General features: G+C 63.5%; 14 protein-coding genes and 1 tRNA gene. 8 read left to right on the top strand and 7 right to left on the bottom strand.

The annotated features are described in order from the left end of the window. Window positions 1-324: 324 nt before the first annotated feature. From F3H96_RS19415 to F3H96_RS19390, 6 genes are all read left to right on the top strand, one after another. Window positions 325-409, top strand: a tRNA-Leu gene (locus F3H96_RS19415). Between the two features lie 823 nt (window positions 410-1,232). Beyond that, window positions 1,233-4,394 (top strand): AAA family ATPase, encoded by a 3,162-nt coding sequence (locus tag F3H96_RS19410; RefSeq protein ID WP_149803340.1) that lies wholly within the window; start codon window positions 1,233-1,235, stop codon window positions 4,392-4,394. A gap of 23 nt (window positions 4,395-4,417) precedes the next feature. Beyond that, complete coding sequence (locus F3H96_RS19405; protein ID WP_149803339.1) at window positions 4,418-5,572, top strand: YcaO-like family protein; 1,155 nt, start codon at window positions 4,418-4,420, stop codon at window positions 5,570-5,572. Between the two features lie 6 nt (window positions 5,573-5,578). Continuing rightward, complete coding sequence (locus F3H96_RS19400) at window positions 5,579-6,301, top strand: TfuA-like protein (RefSeq protein ID WP_149803338.1); 723 nt, start codon at window positions 5,579-5,581, stop codon at window positions 6,299-6,301. 79 nt (window positions 6,302-6,380) lie between these two features. Continuing rightward, complete coding sequence (locus tag F3H96_RS19395; RefSeq protein ID WP_149803337.1) at window positions 6,381-7,562, top strand: hypothetical protein; 1,182 nt, start codon at window positions 6,381-6,383, stop codon at window positions 7,560-7,562. A gap of 33 nt (window positions 7,563-7,595) precedes the next feature. Further along, window positions 7,596-8,249: a hypothetical protein gene (locus F3H96_RS19390; RefSeq protein ID WP_149803336.1), complete on the top strand. Its 654-nt coding sequence runs from the start codon at window positions 7,596-7,598 to the stop codon at window positions 8,247-8,249. Window positions 8,250-8,723: 474 nt separating this feature from the next. On the opposite strand, the gene F3H96_RS19385 is transcribed toward F3H96_RS19390, so the two are convergent. The 5 genes from F3H96_RS19385 to F3H96_RS19365 all read right to left on the bottom strand — a co-directional run bounded on the left by F3H96_RS19385 (window position 8,724) and on the right by F3H96_RS19365 (window position 14,139). After that, window positions 8,724-9,884 carry a YncE family protein gene (locus tag F3H96_RS19385; RefSeq protein WP_149803335.1) on the bottom strand — a complete coding sequence of 387 codons (1,161 nt, stop codon included), beginning with the start codon at window positions 9,882-9,884 and terminating at the stop codon, window positions 8,724-8,726. 72 nt (window positions 9,885-9,956) lie between these two features. Continuing rightward, a complete protein-coding gene (locus F3H96_RS19380) occupies window positions 9,957-11,237 on the bottom strand; it encodes a GNAT family N-acetyltransferase (RefSeq protein ID WP_149803334.1) in 1,281 nt (426 codons plus the stop codon). Further along, window positions 11,237-12,640 (bottom strand): lipopolysaccharide biosynthesis protein, encoded by a 1,404-nt coding sequence (locus F3H96_RS19375; protein ID WP_149803333.1) that lies wholly within the window; start codon window positions 12,638-12,640, stop codon window positions 11,237-11,239. The genes F3H96_RS19380 and F3H96_RS19375 overlap by 1 nt, the downstream gene beginning before the upstream one ends. Window positions 12,641-12,969: 329 nt before the next feature. Then, window positions 12,970-13,473 carry a hypothetical protein gene (locus tag F3H96_RS19370; RefSeq protein ID WP_149803332.1) on the bottom strand — a complete coding sequence of 168 codons (504 nt, stop codon included), beginning with the start codon at window positions 13,471-13,473 and terminating at the stop codon, window positions 12,970-12,972. Window positions 13,474-13,866: 393 nt separating this feature from the next. After that, entirely contained in the window at window positions 13,867-14,139 is a 273-nt protein-coding gene (locus tag F3H96_RS19365) for a DUF4242 domain-containing protein (RefSeq protein WP_149803331.1), read from the bottom strand. Window positions 14,140-14,382: 243 nt separating this feature from the next. On the opposite strand from F3H96_RS19365, the gene F3H96_RS19360 reads away from it, so the two are divergent. Beyond that, a complete protein-coding gene (locus F3H96_RS19360) occupies window positions 14,383-16,968 on the top strand; it encodes a LuxR family transcriptional regulator (protein ID WP_149803330.1) in 2,586 nt (861 codons plus the stop codon). Window positions 16,969-17,082: 114 nt separating this feature from the next. Here the strand turns inward: F3H96_RS19360 and secA are convergent, their stop codons facing one another. Continuing rightward, window positions 17,083-19,815, bottom strand: a complete 2,733-nt coding sequence (gene secA / locus F3H96_RS19355) for a preprotein translocase subunit SecA (RefSeq protein ID WP_149803329.1) — start codon at window positions 19,813-19,815, stop codon at window positions 17,083-17,085. A gap of 263 nt (window positions 19,816-20,078) precedes the next feature. Between secA and F3H96_RS19350 the strand changes: the two genes are divergently transcribed. Then, window positions 20,079-21,005: a peptidylprolyl isomerase gene (locus F3H96_RS19350; RefSeq protein ID WP_149803328.1), complete on the top strand. Its 927-nt coding sequence runs from the start codon at window positions 20,079-20,081 to the stop codon at window positions 21,003-21,005. Window positions 21,006-21,060: 55 nt separating this feature from the next. On the opposite strand, the gene F3H96_RS19345 is transcribed toward F3H96_RS19350, so the two are convergent. Next, a complete protein-coding gene (locus tag F3H96_RS19345; RefSeq protein ID WP_149803327.1) occupies window positions 21,061-21,657 on the bottom strand; it encodes a TetR/AcrR family transcriptional regulator in 597 nt (198 codons plus the stop codon). Window positions 21,658-21,840: the final 183 nt, after the last annotated feature.

The raw sequence follows: 21,840 nt of genomic DNA, 5'->3' as shown, positions 1-21,840 counted from the left end.
ATGCGGTTGACGCAATTCCGGACGGAAAACCGCTGCGCACTTTTCCTGGAACTGCCCTAATGCATGTCGCCCCAAACGGCACAGCGGTTTTCGGGCACCGGCATGGACGAAACAAGGACCCAAAGCGCCGCAGCCGGCGTTTTAACCCGGGCGCGGTAAAGTTTCGCTTCTCTAGAAAGATTTTTCGCGCCGCACAATGGCAGTGGCCTTTGCGAAACCGCGAGACGGTGCCGGCCGGGGTGGCGCCGGCAAATCCGCAACAGGCCAGTTGACGAAAGGCCGTCCGACCGTATAGTCCGCGCCCATCCAGGCTGTCCGGCCTGAGCCCCTATGGCGGAATTGGTAGACGCGCTCGACTCAAAATCGAGTTCCGCAAGGAGTGCTGGTTCGATCCCGGCTAGGGGCACCACCACCTTTTTGCTGGTGTTGAGTTGTCAGGGCTTTTTCTGATTTTCGTCCCACTCTTGGTCCGCGCCTTTTTCGGTGGGACAATTTCGTCCTGATTTTGTTCCGGGATCACCAGGAGATGGGCGGCATGTTCAGCCATCCGGCGACGTTGCGCCTTCCTCGTGTAGTGCATCGTTTGCTGCTTGGTGGTCCAGGCTTGGTCGCGCCAGTCCCGCATTTTGTTACCAAGTGAATTAACGGTGACCTGACCTTCTTGACGTCGGAGTGGGGGAAGCCGTCACCGTTAGTTCACTTGCCCTGACGGCGTCAGTACAAAGTGCGCCAGGAGAGATTGCCGATTTGCACGAAACTGGTCGGACGTTAATCCTTTGGCTCGCCGGGCTGCACGCCCTGATCGCGCTTTGGCATCAATTTGTTCTGAAAGACCGGACGCTCGAGCGCATGAATCCCCATGGCGCCGTCTGATTTGACTGGGGAATCGTCGATAGCTCGGGAGCGACCATCGAACTGTGCCGGCATTTGCGCACGGATGGCACCGACGCGCTTGCCTTGCAGCCTACATCATGACGTCCTGCTCAATGACAGGCTCAAGCGAAATCGCACCGGCAGCTTTACGCCTCATCTCGGTCATCGAAGTCATCCCGGCCGCCACCAAAAGCGGTCACAGCTGGTGTCAACGCCACGGGGAGTTTGCGCCATGAGCATATCTCCATAATGATTCCAGCATCGGCTTTTTCCTGCCCTGCCCACCAATCAAGTGTTTTGTGGACAGCATCGCACTTTGCTAATATTGCCGTCACTGCGCTCGGCGAGGAAATCGCAGCATGTCGGAGAAGAGTCCGGCCGCGTTGCCGGCGGCGTCGGTGTCAACAGGTTTTCTGGGTGGCAACGGCAACAATGCGTCCGAAGCCCGGCGTGAGCGCCGGATCCTGACCGCGCTCTGCTACGACCTGGTCGGATCGACCGACCTTCTCGCCATCCTGGACATCGAAGAGTTCGAGGAACTGATATCAGCCTTCCAGCGGGCGGCGAGACAGGCGGTCGCGTCGTGCTCGGGAGCCGTCCAGGTCGAGGTCGGCGATGGCGGCGTTGCTTTGTTTCCTGCCGAAATAGACGCCAAGGACGCGGCATCGCTGGCGATCCGGGCCGGGCTCGAAATCGTCGACGCCTGCAGGCGCGTCGGTTCGGACAAAGGCCGCGCCGATTTGCATGTCCGGGTCGGAATCGCGACATCGATGACCCTGATCCACAAGGGTGACGCCGACACCGGTCATGACAATGTCACCGGCCCTGCCTTCGCGATGGCCACGCGGCTCCAGGCCATCGCGCAACCGGATACGGTGGTGGTCTCGGACGAGACGCGCAACCTGGCGCGACGGTCGCATGTGTTCAGCTTCAGGGGCCCCCATGCGATCAAGGGGTTTGCCGAGCCGCAGCTGGTCTGGCGCGCGCTGAGTCACAAGCGCGAGGTCGACCGCTTCTTCGCCTTCGGGCGGCTGAGCAGTCCGCTCGTCGATCGCGAGGCCGAGCTCGCCACGATCGCGGAAGCATGGGACAGCGCCGTTGCAGGAAACGGCGGCGTGGTGGTGATCGAGGGCGAGGCCGGGATCGGCAAGTCGCGCATTCTTCACGAAGTGCGCCGGCGCACGCGTCACCAGCGCGCGAAACTGCTGCTCTTCCAGTGCACGCCCGGCGGCTTGCGCTCGGCGCTGCATCCGCTGCTACAGAACGTACGCGGCGATCTCGCCGGCAACGAAAGACAGCTGAGCGCTGCCGCCGTGGCGGAAGTATTCCGCGATCATGACGTCCGCGATCCCGAAATCATCGACATCTTCTCGTTCCTGCTCGGCGCTGCGGGCGCCGATCCGATGCTCCAGGAGATCGACGCCGAGGCGATGCGCGCGAAAGCCAATTGGGCGGTTCGCCGCTCGCTCGAAGCCCTGTGCGCCAGCGGGCCGATCGTCCTGGTGGTCGAGGACATCCATTGGATTGACCTGACGTCGAGACAATTGTTGGCTGAGCTTGCACAGTCGGCCCGTCACTTCCGGGCGCTTGTCATCGCGACCACGCGCCCTGAATCGGGGAGCTGGCTGGCAGCATCGAATCCAAGGCATATCTCACTAAAGCCGCTCAACCGCGAGCAAACGCGGCTGGCGATCGCGGCCATGCGGCCGCAAGGCAAGCCGTCAACTTCCCCGGAATTGCTCGACGTGGTGGAACGCGTCACCGGAGGCGTCCCGCTGTTCATCGAAGAAATCTGCCAGTGGATGACCGAGAACGCGGCCTCGGCAACGGATCGGCTGGTGCAGACCGGGACGCGCAGTCATGCCTCGGTGTTCGAAAGCGTGATCGAGGCGAGGCTCGAAGCGCTGGGGCCGGCACGCGAAGTCGCGCGCGCCGCGGCCGTCGCGGGCAATCGTTTCAATCAGGAATTGCTGCGCGCGCTGTTGCCGGAGCTCGACGACGAAATCATCGCAAACGCGCTGGATTCGCTGAGCGAGGCCGGGTTCCTGATCCGCGTGCGGCCTTCCGGCGTTCCGGTCTATGGCGTGCGCCACGCGCTTATCCAGGAGACGATCTACAACGCAACGCTGCGCAAGAGACGGCAGGCCTTGCATCGCCGCCTGTTTGCCGCGGTGAGCCGCAACCGAAACCTGGCCGGGTGGCTGGGCACCGCCGAAGTCGCCGAGCACGCCGAGCGCGCAGGCCTTGTGGAGGACGCGATCGCTCAGTTCGTGATCGCAGGCACGGAAAGCTCGTCCCGCTCGGCAATGGCGGAAGCGAGGCAGATACTCGAGCACGCATTGGCGCTCTGCGAGCGCGTTGCGGCAGTCGACACTCGAGACGCGCTGCGGCTATCGGCAATGATCGTGCTCGGTCCCATCCTGACCGCTGTCGAAGGTCCGAACTCGGCACCCGCCCGCAAATTGTACGAGGACGGCGTGGTGATCGCCCGGCGACGGCCGGTGGCCGAGCGGGCCAAGTGGTTCCCGATCTACTGGGGCTGGTGGTTCACGGATACCGTCATGGACGGCGAGCGCGCGGAAGTCGTGCTCAGCGATCTCAGGGATGTCGAGGATGCCGAAGTGCAACTCCAGGCCAGGCATTGCGTGTGGGCAATCGACTTCAATCTTGGCCGCCACGAGCGCTGCATCGCGGCCGTCGACGCCGGACTGTCGCTCTATGAGCACGGCCAGGGCAAAGCAAATGCTGCGCTGTTCGGCGGGCATGACGCGAGGGTCTGCGGGCTCGCTCACCGCGCCTTGTCGCTGTGGTTCGTCGGAAAGCCGGCAAGCGCGATCCATTCGATGTCGGAAGCGAGGAACTGGGCGCAGCAAACCGGACATGCCGGCAGCATCGCGCATGCCTACCTAAACGAGGCGATGCTGCATTGCTATCGCCGCGATTTTTCGATGCTGCGAAGCGTGATAGCGGATCTGCGCCACTTGACGGAGCGCCATTATATGCCCGCCCTCGCCGCCGCAGCGCAGATCTTCGAAGGCTGGTGCGACGGCAACGCCGGCCAGGTCGAGAGCGGCAGGGAAAAAATGCGGCAAGGCCTTGGCCTCCATGGCGAGTTCCAGACGCCTGAGGACGAACCGGTCTATTGCGGCATGCTGGCAGAGCTTTTGACACGAACTGCCGAGGTCGATGAGGCGCTCGCGCTGCTGGGCTCAGCTGTGGCGCAGGCGGAGGCCGGCGGCAGCCGCTTCTGGCTGGCAGAGCTCTACAGGCGAAGGGCGGAGCTACTTCTTCTCCAGGGCGATGCGGAGGCGGACGTAATCGCTGCCCTCGAAAAGAGCATCGCCATAGCTGCGGAGCAAAGCGCAGTGCCTTTCCTCGTCAGTACATACGAGACCCTTCAATCATCAGGCCTGTCACCTGAACTGTCGTCGCGCTATCGCGATCGGGTCGAACGTGCGAAATCCGCTCTCGAGCCGGGCGCCGCGCTGATCGTCAATCCCGAATCGGCCGTTCGGCACTAGCCGGCCCTGCAAGAGCATCCGCGATGGTGGAGCGATATGAACGCCTGGGTCCGCCGCCCGACGAGGCGCTGGCGAGGCTGATGAAGATGCGCGAAGGCCTGGGCATCACGCGGATCGCCGACATTACCGGGCTCGACCAGCTCGGCATCCCGGTCGTGCAGGTGACAAGACCTTTCTCGCTCTCCAACGCGGTCGCGCAAGGCAAGGGCGCCACCCTGGCGCAAGCCGCGATATCGGCCATGCTGGAATCGGCCGAGAGCTTCTTTGCAGAGCAGGTGGCGAATTTCGAACCAGTCGTCGCCTGCGCCGATCAATTGGGCATCCCGCCCGATCGTTTCGAAAGGCACCTCCAGGGGGGCACCGCGCCCGGATGGCGCGGCAGGGAGACGGCGTGGGTAGCCGCCGACAATCTTCTTACCGGCAGCCGCGACCTGGTCCCGTTCGAGCTCGTGCACACCGCCTATGTGTTGCCGTCACTGCCCCATGACGGCATTTTCGCGGCATCGACGAGCGGTTTGGCCGCAGGCTTCGAGGAGCCGGATGCCATCGTTCATGGCATGCTTGAATGCATCGAACGCGACGCGATCGCCACGGCATACCGGACCCACGGGTTTTTCCACCGTCAACGCATCGATCCCGAGACGATCGATGATCCGTCGCTCCGCGATCTCCTGAAAACTTTGGCGGCCAAGAACGTGCTGGTCGGCCTTTGGCAAGCTTTGTCGCCGTTGGGCATACCGGTGGTATGGTGCCATCTGCTGGAAGACGAACCGACGGAAACGGTCCTTTTGGATCATCCGGCTGATGGTTCGGCTGCCGGTTTCAGTCCCGCTGGCGCGGCGGCGCACGCCATCTACGAAGCGGCCCAGGCCCGTCTGGCGGCGATCTCGGGCGCGCGCGATGACCTGACGCGTGCGTTCTATCCGAAATACCCCGATCGGCAGATGATCGCAGCGCATCGCCGGCTCCTCCGCGATGGCCCGCGCAGCGTGGATTTCCGCGCGCTCGCCGAGCAGAAGTTCAACATGGCGTCGGACGGGCTGTCGGTCCTCTTGGCAATTCTCGAAGAGAGAGGGTTCGATGCGGTTCACCTAATCCGGGTGGGAACGAAACCGCTCGACGCCCTGTCGGTTGTCAGGATTGTCATCCCTGCCTTGCAGCCGCTCTTGCAGGGGTAGAGGACTATGCGCCCGAAACTCGTCTTCACCGGCCCTACCGTGTCCCATGCCGACACGTTGAAGGTCGTCGATGCGATATGCCTCCCCCCGGCCGTGCAAGGCTCGATCGTTTCGGCCGTGCAGCATTTCGACCCGAGTGCGATCCTTATCATAGACGGCGGTTTTCAGGCCGAGCCGGCGGTTCGGCACAAAGAAATCCTGTGGGCCCTCAGCCGCGGCATTCATGTCGTCGGCGCGGCCAGCATGGGTGCCCTTCGAGCAGCCGAGCTGTTCCCCCATATGCAAGGCGTCGGGCTTATCTACCGATGGTATCGCCGCTTCGCCTTTGCACCCGACGACGCAGTAGCGGTACTGCATGGACCGGCCGAGGTGAATTTCGCTCAATTGACGCATGCGCTGATTGACCTGCGCCGGACCCTTCGCGCTGCTTGCCGGCGCGGCGTGATTTCACCCGAACAGCAGGCGAGGCTCGAGGGTGCGGCACAGGCCGTCAACTTTCGCGAGCGCACCCTGGCACGGATGGTCCGGGATGCGCACGACGGCAAGGACGACGTCGAGAAATTGTGCAGGGAGCTCGGCGCGGCTTTCGTCCAGCAAAAAAAGCAAGATGCCCTGCGGGCACTCGAACTTTTGCGGGAGCAAGCATTTGAAAAAGCACACCCCATGCCGCAATTACAGCTAACCGCGGCCTTCTCCAAGGATGTGGATGATGCGGGGCTGGCGCTATAGGCCCTGACCTCTTGGCGGCCGACGATTTACGCAACGTAAGCGCCGTGATAGCGTGGTAGCGTCAGAGGGGGGCAAGCAATTGGACGCGGTCGATCGTGTCGTTGCGCAAGATCCGTTGCTGGGAACGCGGTTCTTGGTCTACCCGCAGGTCCCTCACCTTTCGGGCTACGGAACACCCGAAACAGTATGGATTTCTACTCCACCCGATCTGATCCGCTCCGGCCCGGAAGATCACCGCATCTACGTTCGCGATCCGCTCCTCGACAAGGAGCCTTACGACTACCCTTATCTGCCACCGTTTGTCGGCGAAATCTTTCCGCCTGCAGAGGCTGGCTTTGACGGCCATTTCGATCAGCTTTCCCTGACCTCGCGGCAGTTCCTTTCTGCGCACGCTTTCGCCTCGGTCAGCCGCGTGCTGGATATCTGGGAAAGCTACCTCGGCAAACCGATTGTCTGGTATTTTGCCGAGACGTGCGAGCGGCTCGAAATCATCCCCTTCGTCGACTGGGAGAATGCGCAATCGGGCTATGGCTATCTGGAACTCGGCCGAGAGCGCGGCATCGACGGACGCAACTATCCCTATGCGCTCAACTTCGATGTGATCGCACATGAGGTCGGCCACGCAATCTTGTTTTCGCTGTTCGGGACACCAGCCGGCGGCCTGACTCAAGGCGATTTCGGACCATTCCACGAAGCCAGCTCGGATCTGGTCTCGCTCTTGTCCTTCCTGAATTTCGACAGCGGCATGGACCGGCTGCTGCGGCACTGCGATGGCAACCTGCTTGTTCTCAATGAATTGAACCGGATTGCCGAACTGACTGGCGATCGGCAGATCCGCCTCGCCAGCAACGCACGCCGCATGTCGGAGGTGACGGCGGAAATCCATGACAGGTCACGGCCGTTCACGGGAGCTGTGTTCGACACGATCGTCGACGTCTACCACGCGGCATTGGTGCACGAGGGGTTGGCCGACGAGCGGCTGCTGGGGATCGATATCAAGGATGTCGACCAGTCCGACATGCAGCGCATCTCGGATTTCACGTCCCGCGCCTTTCGCGCTCGGCCCTTCATGTTCAAGAGCATGCTGATCAGAGCAAGGGACGAAGTGGCCCTCGCACTTGCTCAGGCGTGGCCACGCCTCGATGCGGATGACCTGTCGTTCGAAAAGGCCGCGGTGATGGTGGTGGACGTCAGCGATCGGGTCGCGCCGATGCTCGCGGAAAAATTCGATGAGAATTTCAGCTGGCGGGAGATCTTGTGAGCTGAACGACGTAACAAAAAAGGAGCGAGGAAAATGAGCGACGATTATCACAGGCCAACCTACACTACGCGCGATCCCCACAGCGCATTCAATGCCACGCAAGTACGCTTGTATGGAATACCGGGCTTGCCGCGATTGAAAACAACAAATGATATAGCAGAGATAAATACTGCAATCATAAATAATCAATTTGCCCTTGTTGGCGCTAGAATCGGAATTGATCCCCCTGCAAGCGATGACACAATGACATTCCTGAAAAATATATTTGATATCAATGCAACCAATAGTTCATACGTTTTTGTCAATTCGATAATAGCAAACTACATGGTCATGATCGGCGCAATCGACGTCATGCCATCGGAGTCCAAGACGGAATTCACCTCCGGGGTGATATTCGGTTACGCATATGAAGGGCACACGTATGATTTGCCAAAACCCAAGATCATGCTGATTCCAGCAGCTCCGGAACCAGGGATTCCCGACGATGACTCCGGATATGACAAGAAGCGGCTAGAGGGCTACGCGGTCTGGATCGTGGACAAGCTCAACCAATGCGTGGAATTCGAAATGAACCAGGGGTTTATCGAGCAGATCGTCCTCGAGGCGAACCTTCCAGGCAAGCGTTCACCGACGATGTATGCATCCAAGATGACGATGGGACACCGTGGCGGAAAGCTGAACGACTAGTCTCTCATGTTCCCTGTCAAGGTTGAAGGCAAGAGGGCTCGCCTGCTTGGCAGGTTTGCCATGCAGTTGAATCGGCTGAAGCTGCACAGGGCTGGGGGGGTGGAACTCAGAGACGACGGTTGATCAGACTCTCATCCGCGGGTTGGGTACCGGTCGATTGCCGGCGACTAAGACGTGCCAAGCGCTAACGGCTCTCTGAATGGGAACCTGTATCGGCATTTTCGTGGGACAAGCTCGCCGAAAAACATGGCGATTTGTAACGAGCAGTTTGTCCCACTCCTCTATCTGGCAATTGAATTGATTGAGTTTTTGGTCCCCGGCTAGGGACAACACCCTTCGCTCTACGAGCTTCGGGTGGCAGGCCACCGCTTCGCTCTGCGAGCTTCGGGTGGCAGGCCACCGCTTCGCTCTGCGAGCTTCGGATGGCAGGCCACCCGCTACCAGCCTCGGTTGGCAGACTGTCCGAAAGCGTCCTTACCGCATGTTGCCCGTATGACCCTGCGAATACCGCCCGGGCTGCGGCCACACCGTCAGGCCATGCGGCTCGGCGCCGACGCGGATCTTGGTCACGGCGCCGCTGGTCGTGTCGATCATATAGACCTCGCTGTCGAAGCGGCCGGAGAGCCAAAGCTGCCTGCCGTCGGCGCTGACATTGCCCATATCGGGGCTGCCGCCGCCGGGGATCGGCCATTGCGCGACCACCTGGCGCGTGGCGAAGTCGATCACCGTCACGCTGCCCGGGCCCTTCGCCTTGCCCTGCTCCATCTTGTGCGAGCCTCGGTTCGAGACGTAGAGCCGCTTGCCGTCGCGGCTGATAACGAAGCCATGCGTGCCGATGCCGGTCGGGATGAAGCCGATTTCCCTGAAGCTGTCGCCGTCGACCAGGAACACGCCGTCATTCATCATGTCGGCCACGTAGAAGACCTTGCCGTCGGGCGAGAGTCGGATGTCCTGCGGCATGCCCATTTTCGAGAAATCGATGTGGCCGAGGACTTTCTGGTTCTTCAGGTCGATCTTGGCGAGGCCGCCATCGCCGTATTCGCAGGTGAAGATCGCATAGGAGCCGTCGGCCGCGAAATCGGCATGGTTGATGCCGGAACAGGTCGGCGTCGGCAGGCTCGATTTCAGCGCCATGGAGTGCGGATCGCGGAAATCGAGCTGCTTCATCGCCTCGTCGACGACGATGGCCGCGCTGCCGTCCGGCAGGAAATAGAGATTGTAGGGATCATCGACCGCAACCTGCTGGCCCGGCTTGGCCGTCATCGGGTCGATCGGCGTCAGGCTGCCGTTTTTGCCGGTGCCGTTGTTGGCTACCCAGAGCGTCTTCAGGTCCCAGGACGGCACCACATGCTGCGGCTTGCTGCCGACCGGAAACCGGTCGACCTCCTTCAAGGTGACGGTGTCGATCACCGACACGCTGTTCGAGGAACGGTTGGGCACGTAGACGCGCGGCAGCGCGCCGGCCGTGGCGGGGCTCAGATGGCCGGCGGCGGTCTGGCTGTAGATGTTGACCGGCGCAGGCGCCGGATCGCTGCAATCCTCCGGGCAGGAGCCGGCCAGGGCTCGGGCTGGAAGCATGGCGAGCAGAACAAGCGGCGCACAGAGGCGGGCGAAGCGCAGGACGATTTCGATCATTTGGAAGTGCTTTGTGGTGAAGGTCGGCCGGATCCGGCCGCCGCAAGCCATAGCCGGTGTTCCGCCGCGCATCTAGCGTCTTTTCAAAAGGCTCCGCATGCGGTTGCGCAGGACGCGCGCCATGTTGCGGGTCTCGCGGTAGAGGTGCAGTTGCGAGGCCGCCTGTCGGGCCAGCCTGTCGGCGTCCGGCGTCAGCCCGATCACCAGCGTGCCCATCGGCTTGCGCTCCGCCCACAGGCGGCTCATCACCGGATGGTCGGGCATCGCGCAGGAATCGCTGATGACGATATTGGGATCGTCGAGATGCTGCTTGGTCACCTCGATCATCAGCAGCGTGCCCGGCGAAAAGGCAGCCAGTGCTTCGTCATAGGCCGTCTTCCAGGTGTAGGCGACGCCGGCTTCGACGAAGACGACGAGGCAGGCGATGGTGCGGCCATCGAGCGTCAGCAAGTGGATGCGGCACATGTCCTGCTCGGCCAGCCTGTGCACGGCCTCGCGGGCGAAGGCGGCGCGGTAGCGGTCGATTGCCATCGCGGTGCGTTCGCGGCCCTTCCAGCCGGCCGCCTCCAGCGTCAGGAAACCCTCGATGGCGTGGCGGATCTCGTCCGGTCCGCGCGCCACGACATGCTTGAGCTTGCCGAGATCGGCAAGGCGCCGCTTCAGGCGGCGAAACTCGCGATAGTGATGCGCCCGCAGCGAGGCCTTGAGATAGTTCTCGCCGTCGGCATCGCTTTCAAGCACCGGACGCTCGGCCCTGCCGGTGGTCACCATGGTCAAGCCGCGACTGTCGGCGAACGAGGTGAGCAGGCTCGCCACCGGGCCGTCGAGCCGCATGTCGGGCAGCACGAAGACCTTGGGCAGCTTGAGATGCGGCCTCCCCAGCATCGAGAAGAAATCCTCGATGACGCCGACCGGATCGTCGCGATCGACCAGCGGCGTGCCGAGCGGGCCGAACGGGCTCGACCATGTGCGCATCACCGGAACGCCGAGCGGGATCGCCGGCCGCTCGACCGAGAACGGCACCAGTAGCCGCAGCCTGTTGCGGTACTCGTCGCCGTCGCGGATCACGGCGAGCCGCACCTCGCGGTCCTCCAGCCGGGGCATCGCCGGCGCCAGGAAGCGCGGGTTGAAGAAGACATTGGGCTCGACAGTGCGGGCGCTGAGATGGTCGAGTTCCTCGACAAGGTCGAAGCCGGCCGAGGCCGGGTAGATGGCGAGCTTGCGTTCCGGCCTGTTGCTGGCAAAGAGCTCGATATGGGCAGGGTCGACCTCGCGCGCCAGGCCGGCAAGGTTGGAGACCATGGCGCCGGCTGGGCCGCCGCTGGTCTCTTCGAGCAACGGGACGGCGGCCATCAGGCGACTTCCTTTTGTGCGGGCACGAAGATCGCCATGACGATGCCGAGCTTGCGCCAGACGGTGAAGGAGAGCGCGCTCGCCTCGAACACCATGGCAAGGCTGGTGGCGATCGCCGCGCCCCAGAGGCCGAAATGCGGAATCAGGATGACGTTGAGGCCGACGTTGAGGGCAAGCGTCATGGCGTAGACGGCGGCGCAGATGTTCTGGTTGCCGCTCATGGTGAGCAGGCTCTCGCACGGGCCGACGGCGGCACGCGCGACGACCCCCAGCACGAGCAGGAAGAGCAGCGGATAGCCGGCGGTGAATTCGGGGCCGAACAGCACCAGCATCGGTTCGCCCAGCGCCAGCACCAGCAGCGCCATCAACAGAGAAGGCCAGAAGGTCCAGGAGACGGTCTCGCGGGCGAAGGCGGCAAGCCTTTCGGGCTCGCCGTGGGTGAACTGCGCGTAGCGCTGGGCAACGCCGGCCTTGACCGCGAAATAGACGAAATGCACCAGCGCCAGCGTCTTCACCGTGGCGAAGTAGACGGCCACATCATTGGGCTGGAGATAGGCGCCGACCATCAGCACGTCGGCATTGGTGAGCAGGAAGAAGAAGCTCTCGACCAGGAAGATCGGCAGCGAGACGAGGATCCACTGGCCGAAATGCACCGCCATCGGTCCGGCCGGGGTCTTCTTGTCCATGCGCGAGGTGACGGCCACCAGCTGGCCGAGCGTCGTGACATAGGTGGCCGCTATCGAGGCGAAGATCGCGGTCTTGGCATCGGGCACATAATGCAGACCAAGCATCAGCGCCATGAACAGCAGGATCAGCACCGGCCGAACCAGATAGGTGGGCGACAGCGCCAGCAGCGCCCATGAATTGGCGCGCGCCAGCCCTTGCATGAGATCGCCGAGCGCGATCATCGGCAGGCAGATGACGCCGAGGATGAAGGGGATGACGTAATAGTTCTCTATCCAGTCCGAGCATAGCCAGACGCCAAGCGCGCCGAGGCCGGCGATCAGCGTCGAGGCGACGAGCACGAACAGGCGGCTGGCCAGCACGATGCCGCGCAATTCGGCCAGCATGCCGCGCTCGCGATATTCGGGAATGAAACGGATGACCGAGGTGTGGAAACCGAGGCAGGCGAGATTGCCGACGATGACCATCGTCACCCAGACCAGCACCGAGATGCCGTATTCGAACGAGCCCATCCAGCGCGCCATCAGCACCTGGCTGACGAAGGCGATGAAGGCGCTGACGATGCGGATCGAGAAGGCGATCAGCGACATGCGCCCGGCTTCGCCGCGCTCGTCGGCGGTGAAGAGGACGGCATCGATGCGGCCAAGCAACGGACGCATGCGCAGCGCCCAGCGCTGCGGCAGGAACCGCCCGGCAGTCGTTGCCGCGGAAAAGCGCACCCCGAACAGTCTCCGTTTTCCGCCTCTTTCCAGCGTTCCGATGTATTCGAGACACATTAAGAAACGGTTGGGTGGGGTGCTTCCTTCTCCCCGTCACTATACGGGGAGAAGGTGCCGGCAGGCGGATGAGGGGCGGAGCCGGGTTTCGAATATTTGCGCGGAAGTCGGCAGGCCGATGATTTGTTCGCGGGCGATGTTGTGGAGGTTTCACGTCAAGCCATCGTTTTTCGGACCTCGGAAGAAATGCGAACCACAAACGACGGCGCCGCCCCTCATCCGGCCCGACGGGCCACCTTCTCCCCGTGGAACGGGGAGAAGGGAAGGGCACCTTACATCCCTTGCATCGCGTCGCACGATACGTTCGGGTTCATGTCGGCGAAGGCGCCTGTCGGGTTCTGCTTCCACGCCCATACATGCAACTCATAGAATGGGCCGAGGCCGTAGCGGTTGGGCGCCGTGTTGAAGTTGAACAGATGGCCCTCGAGCGAGGCCGGTCCCTTCGCGGTGATGTATTCGACGGCGATCAGTTTCAGCGTGCCGTCGGCCACCGGCTCATACATCACCGCTTCCGGCTTGGCGACGTCCACGGCGTCGTCCTTCAGATAGGCGGCATTGACATAGTGGATGCCCATGGCGCCGCCGGTGAGTCCGCTGGCGCAAGGGATCGGCGCATACCCTTCGGCCTTCGCCACCGCGACGTCCTCGAAGCGGCTGTCGAGCGCCCGCACCTTTTCGGCGAGCGGGTTGACGGTTTTTGCCGAGGCGGCGCCTGCCGCGAAGACGGTCAGGGCCGATGCGGCGATGAGGCAGCGTTTCCAGTCGTGAATAGTCATCTTCCTCTCCAAGTTCGGTTGAGGCGCAAAGGCAGTGCCGGCTGGGTCAAGACCAGGTCCGGGTGCCTGCAACGCCTCTCGCTGAAAGGGGGCGAAACGCTGATCCCACAGTCATGGGATCAGCGATGATGCCACCAATATTCCCAATATTCGCGCGGGTTTTCCTGCTCATGCAGGCCGATGTCGCGTCTCAGATAGTCGTCCCTCGGTGGCTGCCGGCGGCGCTGGTTTCGCAGAGGCGAAAGCAGTGCCGACAGGATCCGTCGCACGAGGCCGCGGCGTGGCGCGGGAGTATCCGCCGCGGCGGATACTCCCGCGCTGTCCGGCTCGACATCAGGTCCGCCATCGACAAGGATGAGATGGTCCGCATCGTCGTGTCGATCGTGCGCCGGATCAGCGATAAAAGTAGGGGTCCAGGACCCGCACCTCCGTGATCTTGTCGACCGGGAGCGAATTCTTCTGCGCGGTGCTGCGGATCGCCTCGGGCGAGGGCGCATCGTAGATGCAGAAGCTCTTGCCCTTGTCGGGCGATACAAAGGACTGCACCCATGTCACGCCCTTTTCGGCGTTGCGGGCGATGACGCCGCCCATGGCCGTGGCGCCGGCGTCGTTCATCGGCACGTTGAGGCTATCTGGAAATGTGCGTTCTACCAGGTAGCGAGGCATGATTGTTTTTCCCTTCATGGTTGAGTACGGCTCGGTTGGAGCGCGGCCGGACTAAAATCACGCCGGCAAAAGCCGCGCATCGGAGCCTTTCCCCATATTTGGCGGGACGATTCCCTATGTTAGGGACGTTATTTGTGGAGAGACGCACCTCAATGTGTGGAAGGTCACATTGAGGTGCTCACCTTCCCGACTATCGTGGCGGTAACCCGCCGTGGTAAAAATCCGCTTCGCGAGAGAGTGACGATGCTTCTGGAACGGCAGACGCAGCTGCAGCAATTGGACGCCCTGCTGGCGGACGCGATACAAGGTCGTGGTCGTGTCGCGGCGCTGGCGGGTGAGGCGGGCGCCGGCAAGACGGCGCTGGCGGAGGCTTTCGTGGCGCGCGTGGGGCAAGGGATAACCTTGCTGCGCAGCGCCTGCGAGGACCTGTCGATCCCCGATCCGCTAGGGCCGCTCTATGATCTCGCCCGCGAGGCGCAGTGGGAGCTGCCACGGGCGATCGATGCGCGGCAAGGCCAGAGGCTGCCGCTGTTTTCCGACGCGCTCGATGCCTTCGAGGCCAAAGGCCCGAGCCTGCTGATCATCGAGGATCTGCACTGGGCCGACGATGCGACGCTCGATTTCGTCCGCTTCCTCGGCCGGCGTATCGCCAACACCCGCATCATGCTTGTGATCACGGCGCGTACCGACCGCAGCGAGGGACAGATGCGCGTGCGCCGCGCGCTCGGCGAGATCCCGGCCGGCAACGTCCAGCGCATCGAGGTGCCGTTGCTCAGTGAAAAGGCGGTGCTGTCGCTTGCCGCGGCGGCCGAGCGCGACGGCGACGCAATCTACCGGGCAAGCGCCGGCAACGCTTTCTTCGTCACCGAGCTGCTGGCGGCCGAAAGCGACATAGCGCTGCCGGCCAGCGTGCGCGACGCGGTGCTGGCGCGGGCCGAAAAATTGTCGTCGGGTGCCCGCTCGATGCTCGACGCCGTGTCGGTGTTTCCGCGCCGCGCCGATGCCTGGGCGCTCAGCGGCCTTTGCGGCATTGCCGCCGCCGGCCAACTTGCCGAGTGCGTCGCCAATGGTCTGCTCGAGGATTTCGGCGACGGCTACGCCTTCCGGCACGAGATCGCGCGCAGCGCCATCGAGATGGCGCTGACGCCGAGCAAGCGGCGTGAATACAATCAACGCGCGCTTGCAGCGCTGCAGGAGAACCCGCAGGTCGCCACGGCAAGACTGGTGCATCACGCCGTCGAGGCGCAAAATCTTGAGGCGGTGCGCGAGCTGGCGCCGCTTGCGGCGCGCGAGGCCTCCCGCGTCGGCGCGCATCGCGACGCGACCGGGTACTACGAAGTCGCCCTGCGTTATGCCGATATCCTCCCGATCCAGGAACGGGCGGAACTTTATGAAGGCCATGCGTTCGAGTGCCACCTGATCGGCCGCGTCGAGGCCGCCATGGAAGCCCAGGGACGGGCGCGCAAGCTGCGCCAGGCATTGGGCGACCGGATCAAGGAAGGTGACAGCCTCAGATGCCTCTCGCGCTTCGCTTACCTGCTCGGCGATCGCGAGGCCGCGGACCGGCTCGGCGGACAAGCCGTGGAGCTGCTGGAAACGGCGCCCGACAGTCCCGAGCTCGCCATGGCCTATTCCAATCTCTCGCAACTGGCGATGCTGGCCGAGCGGCTCGAGGACACGCTTGCGTTCGGCGGGAAGGCCGTCGAACTGGCGGAGCGGCTCAACCGGCCGGACATACTTTGCCATGCCCTCAACAATGTCGGGGCGGCCGGCCAATGGCTGGATTTCGCCAAGGGGCGGAGCGATCTCGCGCGCAGCCTTGGCATTGCCCTCACGGGCAATTTTCAGGAGCATGCCGCGCGTGCCTTCACCAACTGCGCCTGTGTCGAGATGAACAGGCTCAATCTCGGCGAGGCGGCGGCGTTCCTGGATCGCGGCATCGGCTATTGCGTCGAGAACGATCTCGCCACCTGGCGCGATTACATGCGCGGCGTGCAGGCGCAGCTTTTCCTCAGGCTCGGCCTTTGGGATGACGCGGCGACAATCGCGCACGAGGTCATCGACGACGAGGCAACGACGCCATTGGTACGCTATCCGTCGCTCGTCGCTCTGGCACGGTTGCGTGTCCGCCGCGGAGATCCATCGGCCGGGCCGGTTCTCAGCGAGATGAGAACCTTCCTGGACAAGGGCCTGGAGTTGCAACGGCTTGCGCCCTTTGCCGCGGTGACGGCCGAACTGGCATGGCTGGGTGAGGGCGACCGGGATGAAGCGCTTCGCCTGATCGCGCTTGCCGAAAGTCTGTCGCCGACACGGGCGGCGTTCGGTGAACTGGCGACCTGGCGGCAGCTGCTGTTGCCCGGAAGCGATCCGGGCGAGACCGGCGGCATGGCCGAGCCGCATCGCCTGCAATTGATTGGCGATTGGCGCGGCGCCGCCGCGCTGTGGACCGAGATGGATGCCCCCTTCGAGCGGGCGCTGGCCTTGCTGCAGGGCGACGAGGCGGCGCTGCGCGAGGCGCTCGGCATATTCGAGGGGCTCGGCGCGCGGCCGGTGGCGCAGCATGTGCGCTCTATGATGCGGGAAAGCGGCGTCAGCCACGTTGCGAGAGGGCCGAGGCAGGCGACGCGCGCCAACCAGGCCGGCCTCACGCAGCGCCAGATGGAGGTCCTGCAGCTTATCGAGCGGGGCTTCTCCAACAAGAAGATCGCCGCGCATTTGACCATCTCGCCGAAAACGGTCGATCACCACGTTTCGGCGGTGCTGGAGAAGCTGGAGGCCGTGTCGCGCGGCGAGGCGGCGGCCGCGGCGCGTGCGTCGGGGCTGGTGTGAGGTCCGCTGGCCGATGAAAGCGTTCTACTGGAACCGCCAGCGCCGACGCTGCTCCTCGTCCGGCCCTGCGGGCCACCTTCTCCCCGTGTTGTGACGGGGTGAAGGAAGAAGAGGTCAGGCGAAGGCGCCGTGGCAGTGCTTGTACTTCTTGCCGGAGCCGCAGGGACAGAGCTCGTTGCGGCCGACCTTGCCCCAACTGGCGGGGTTCTTCGGGTCGCGGTTTTCCGGCGCGACGACGGTGCTTGAGTCCTGACGCATGAGAAGCGCCGTCTCGCCACCCTGGAAATCGTCTTCGCCGGTGAGGCCGTCGATATGGCTGCCGAACATCTCGGGAGCCTCGGGCGGCGGCGCGTCCGCCGCCTGGCGCACCAGCTCGACGCGCATCAGTTGCGCGGTGACGGCCTGGCGAAGGTTGCCGAGCATGGCCTGGAAGAGCTCGAAGGCTTCGCCCTTGTACTCCTGCAGTGGATCGCGCTGGGCGTAGCCGCGGAAGCCGACGACCGAGCGCAGATGGTCGAGATTGACGATATGCTCGCGCCACAGATGGTCCAGCGTCTGCAGCACCACCGAGCGCTCGACATAGTTCATCACATCGGGGCCGAAGCGGTCGGCGCGCTCCTTGGCCGCGGCATCGGCGGCGGCCGTGATGCGCTCGCGGATGTCGTCCTCGGCGATGCCTTCTTCCTTGACCCATTCCTCGATCGGCAGGTCGAGATTGAGGTACTGCGCCACCTCCTCCTTGAGGCCGGCGACGTTCCACTGCTCGGCATAGGCGTTTTCGGGAATGTTCTTTGCGACGATCTCCTCGATGACGCCTTCGCGCATCTCGGCAACCGTTTCCGACAGGCCTTCGCCGTCCATCAGCTCGATGCGCTGCTCGAAGACCACCTTGCGCTGGTCGTTCGAGACGTCGTCATATTTCAAGAGGTTCTTGCGGATGTCGAAATTGCGCGCCTCGACCTTCTTCTGCGCCTTCTCCAGCGCCTTGTTGATCCAGGGATGGATGATCGCCTCATCTTCCTTGAGGCCGAGCTTCTGCAGCATGCCGTCCATGCGCTCGGAGCCGAAAATGCGCATCAGATCGTCTTGCAGCGACAGGAAGAATTTCGAGCGGCCCGGGTCGCCCTGACGACCCGAACGGCCGCGCAGCTGGTTGTCGATGCGGCGCGACTCGTGGCGCTCGGTGGCCAAAACATAGAGGCCGCCGGCGCCGAGCGCCTGCTCCTTCAGCCTGGCGATATCGTCGCGGATCTCCTTCTCGCGCGCCTCGCGCTCCGGCCCCTCCGGTATGTCCGCCAGTTCCTCGGCGATGCGCATGTCGGCGTTGCCGCCGAGCTGAATGTCGGTGCCGCGGCCGGCCATGTTGGTGGCGATGGTGATGGCCCCGGGCTTGCCGGCCTGGGCGACGATCGATGCCTCGCGTTCGTGATGGCGGGCGTTGAGAACTTCGAAGTCCTTGAGGCCGTCCTTGCGCAGCCGCTCGGCGAGCTGTTCGGATTTCTCGATCGAAGTGGTGCCGACCAGGATCGGCTGACCCTTCGCGCGCGCCTCCTTGATCTCCTTGACGATCGCCTTGTATTTCTCTTCCACCGTCCGGTAGACCTCGTCGTCCTCGTCCTTGCGGGCGACCGGGAGATTGGTCGGGATCTCGGTGACTTCGAGATTGTAAATGTTGGCGAATTCCTCGGCCTCGGTCAGCGCCGTGCCGGTCATGCCGGCAAGCTTCTTGTAGAGGCGGAAATAGTTCTGGAAGGTGACGGAGGCCAGCGTCTGGTTTTCCGGCTGGATCTGCACGTGCTCCTTGGCTTCGAGCGCCTGGTGCAGGCCTTCCGAATAGCGGCGGCCGGGCATCATGCGGCCGGTGAACTCGTCGATGATGACGATCTCGCCGTTGCGCACGATGTAATCCCTGTCCTTCTGGAACAACTGATGCGCCTTTAGCGCGTTGTTGACGTGATGGACGATGGCGACGTTCTCGACGTCATAAAGCGACTCGCCCTTCAGCAGGCCGGCGTCGCGCAGCATGTTTTCCAGCTTCTCGGTGCCGTCCTCGGTGAAGATCGTCGTCTTCTGCTTCTCGTCGACCTCGTAGTCGGCCGGTTCGAGCTTCAGCATGAAAGCGTCGATGGTGTTGTACATTTCCGAGCGGTCCTCAAGCGGACCGGAGATGATCAGCGGCGTGCGCGCCTCGTCGACCAGGATGGAATCGACCTCGTCGACGATGGCGTAGGTATGGCCGCGCTGCACCATCTGCGAGCGCTCATACTTCATGTTGTCGCGCAGGTAGTCGAAGCCGAGTTCGTTGTTGGTGGCATAGGTGACGTCGCAGGCATAGGCCTCGCGGCGCTCGTCGTCGGAAAGGCCGTGGACGATGATGCCGACGGTCAGCCCGAGGAACTTATAGACGCGACCCATCCATTCGGCGTCGCGCTTGGCCAGGTAGTCGTTGACGGTAACGACGTGCACGCCCTTGCCCGGCAGCGCGTTGAGGTAGACCGGCAGGGTGGCGACCAGCGTCTTGCCCTCGCCGGTGCGCATCTCGGCGATGCCGCCATTGTGCAGCACCATGCCGCCGATCAACTGTACGTCGAAAGGCCGCATGCCAAGCACGCGGCGGGCCGCTTCGCGCACCGTGGCGAAAGCCGGGACCAGGAGATCGTCGAGCGAAGCGCCGTTGGCGAGATCCTGGCGGAATTTTTCCGTGCGGCCCCTGAGCTCGGCGTCGGAAAGCGCCCGCATCTCGTTTTCCATGGCGTTGATGGCCTCGACGCGAGGCCGGGTCGACTTGACGCGGCGGTCGTTGGAGGAACCGAAAACCTTACGGGCGAGACCGCCGAGACTGACCATCCAATGGTCCTTTCGATAGCAATTTTGGTCGTTTGCGACAGGCACCTGGCGGGCCCATCAAATCCGCGTGAATGCGGGCAAACGCAAAAAGCGCCCGGAAAACGGTTCTGGACGCCAAGTCGTTGGACAGATAAGAGGGGGCTCAATCGATGTCAACGCCGCGTTGGCCCTGTGGGCAGCGCCAAATTCCGCCACAATCCGACTATCTGGAACCCTTCCGCTCACGCGATCCTTATTGGCAATACCCATTGGAGTTTATCTTGATGTCCCTGTCGTTCCGCCGCGCCTCGCTCGCCAGCTTCGGTCTGGCCTTCGGGCTCTCGGCCCTTTGCCTGTCGCCGCTGATGGCCCAGGAGACCAAGCCCGCCCAGCCGGACGCCACCGCACCTGCCGCAGCTCCGGCGGCGCCGGTCGATCCCAATGCCGTGGTCGCCACCGTCAATGGCCAGAAGCTGACCGAGGCCGACCTTCAGCTCGCCGAAGGCGAACTGTCGCAACAGTTCGCGCAGCTGCCGCCTGAACAGCGCCGCGCGGCGGCCCTTTCGGCGGCGATCGAAATCCGCGTCATGGCCAAGAAGGCGGTCGACGCCGGTCTCGACAAGGATCCCGACTTCCAGCGCCGCATGGCTTTCCTGCAGTCGCGCGCGCTCCACGGCGAGGTGGTCGAGAAGGAAGTCGTCGACAAGGTGACGGATGCCGAAGTGCGCGCCCGCTATGACCAGGAAATCGCCAACACGCCGCCGGTCAACGAAATCCATGCCCGTCACATCCTCGTGAAGACGAAGGAGGAGGCCGAGGCGATCATCAAGCAGCTAGACGGCGGCGCCGACTTCCAGAAGCTCGCCAACGAGCACACCAGCGATCCGAGCGGCAAGACCAGTGGCGGCGACCTCGGCTGGTTCGGTCCCGGGCAGATGGTGCCGGAATTCGACAAGGCGGCCTTCGCGCTCGAGGTCGGCAAATATTCGAAGGAGCCGGTGCAGTCGCAGTTCGGCTGGCACGTCATCAAGGTCGAGGACAAGCGCGCCAAGCAGCCGCCGGCCTTCGACGACGTCAAGGACCAGGCCAAGCAGGCGGTGATCCGCGACAAGTATTTCGCCATGGTCAAGGAACTGCGCGCCGCCGCCAAGGTCGAGATCGCGGACGCGAAGCTCAAGAAGGACGTCGACACGCTCGAGGCCGGCAAGTAATCGCCAGCAACCGACGACAGTTGTCTACAGAGGGCGCCTTCGGGCGCCCTTCGCTTTATGGCGCCTGTGTTATCCCTCGCACCACATAGCGGACGGCGGCACGGATAGCAGCTTCGTCCTCGTCGAGGCGATTGCTCAGCAGATGCCGCCAGGCGAAGGAAGCGATAAGGTCGGCGACAATCCCGGCATCGACATCGGCTGCCACCTCGCCGCGTGCCTTGGCGCGCTCGATCATCATGCCGGTATGGGTGCGGCGGCCCTTCGCGTAGTTCGCAAGCGCCGCCGCCGCGGTTTCGTCCGACTGCGCCTCGGCGACCAGCGAGCGGAAGATATTGCCCGACGGGGTGTCGCGCCAATGCGCGAACAGGTTCTTGAGGAAGCCTGTCAGATCATCCTCGACGTTGCCGGTGTCGGGTGTCTCGACATGCTTCTGCCGCTGGTAGACTTCGATCAGCAGCGCTGCCTTGCTCGGCCACCAGCGATAGATGGTCGGCTTTCCCGCCCGCGCCCGCCGGGCGACGGCCTCGATCGAGAAGCCGGCATAGCCGGCCTCGCGCAGCACCGCTTCAGCCGCCTCGAGAATGGCGTCGGCGCTCTCCGGGTTACGTTTGGCGCCGATCGACTTGCGCCCGCCGGCGGCGGCCTCGCCCATTTCAGTCTTCCTTAGCCGGTGAATCTGTCACCAATCATATCGGCTCGGCCGATGAAACGAAACGATCCGTTTTAGGCAGCGATACGGTTGGCGCGGTCGGTGAGGCTCGGCCACAACGCCCTTGCGCCGGGGCGCGCTATCAGGCAAACCGGCCTTCCGTTCGCGTTCTCGCCGCTCCGGGGT

The organism is Mesorhizobium sp. NFR06 (assembly GCF_900115245.1).
Classification (GTDB): domain Bacteria; phylum Pseudomonadota; class Alphaproteobacteria; order Rhizobiales; family Rhizobiaceae; genus Mesorhizobium.
The sequence above is the reverse complement of the archived record's forward strand: the minus strand, read 5'-3'. Positions and strand labels throughout refer to the sequence as shown.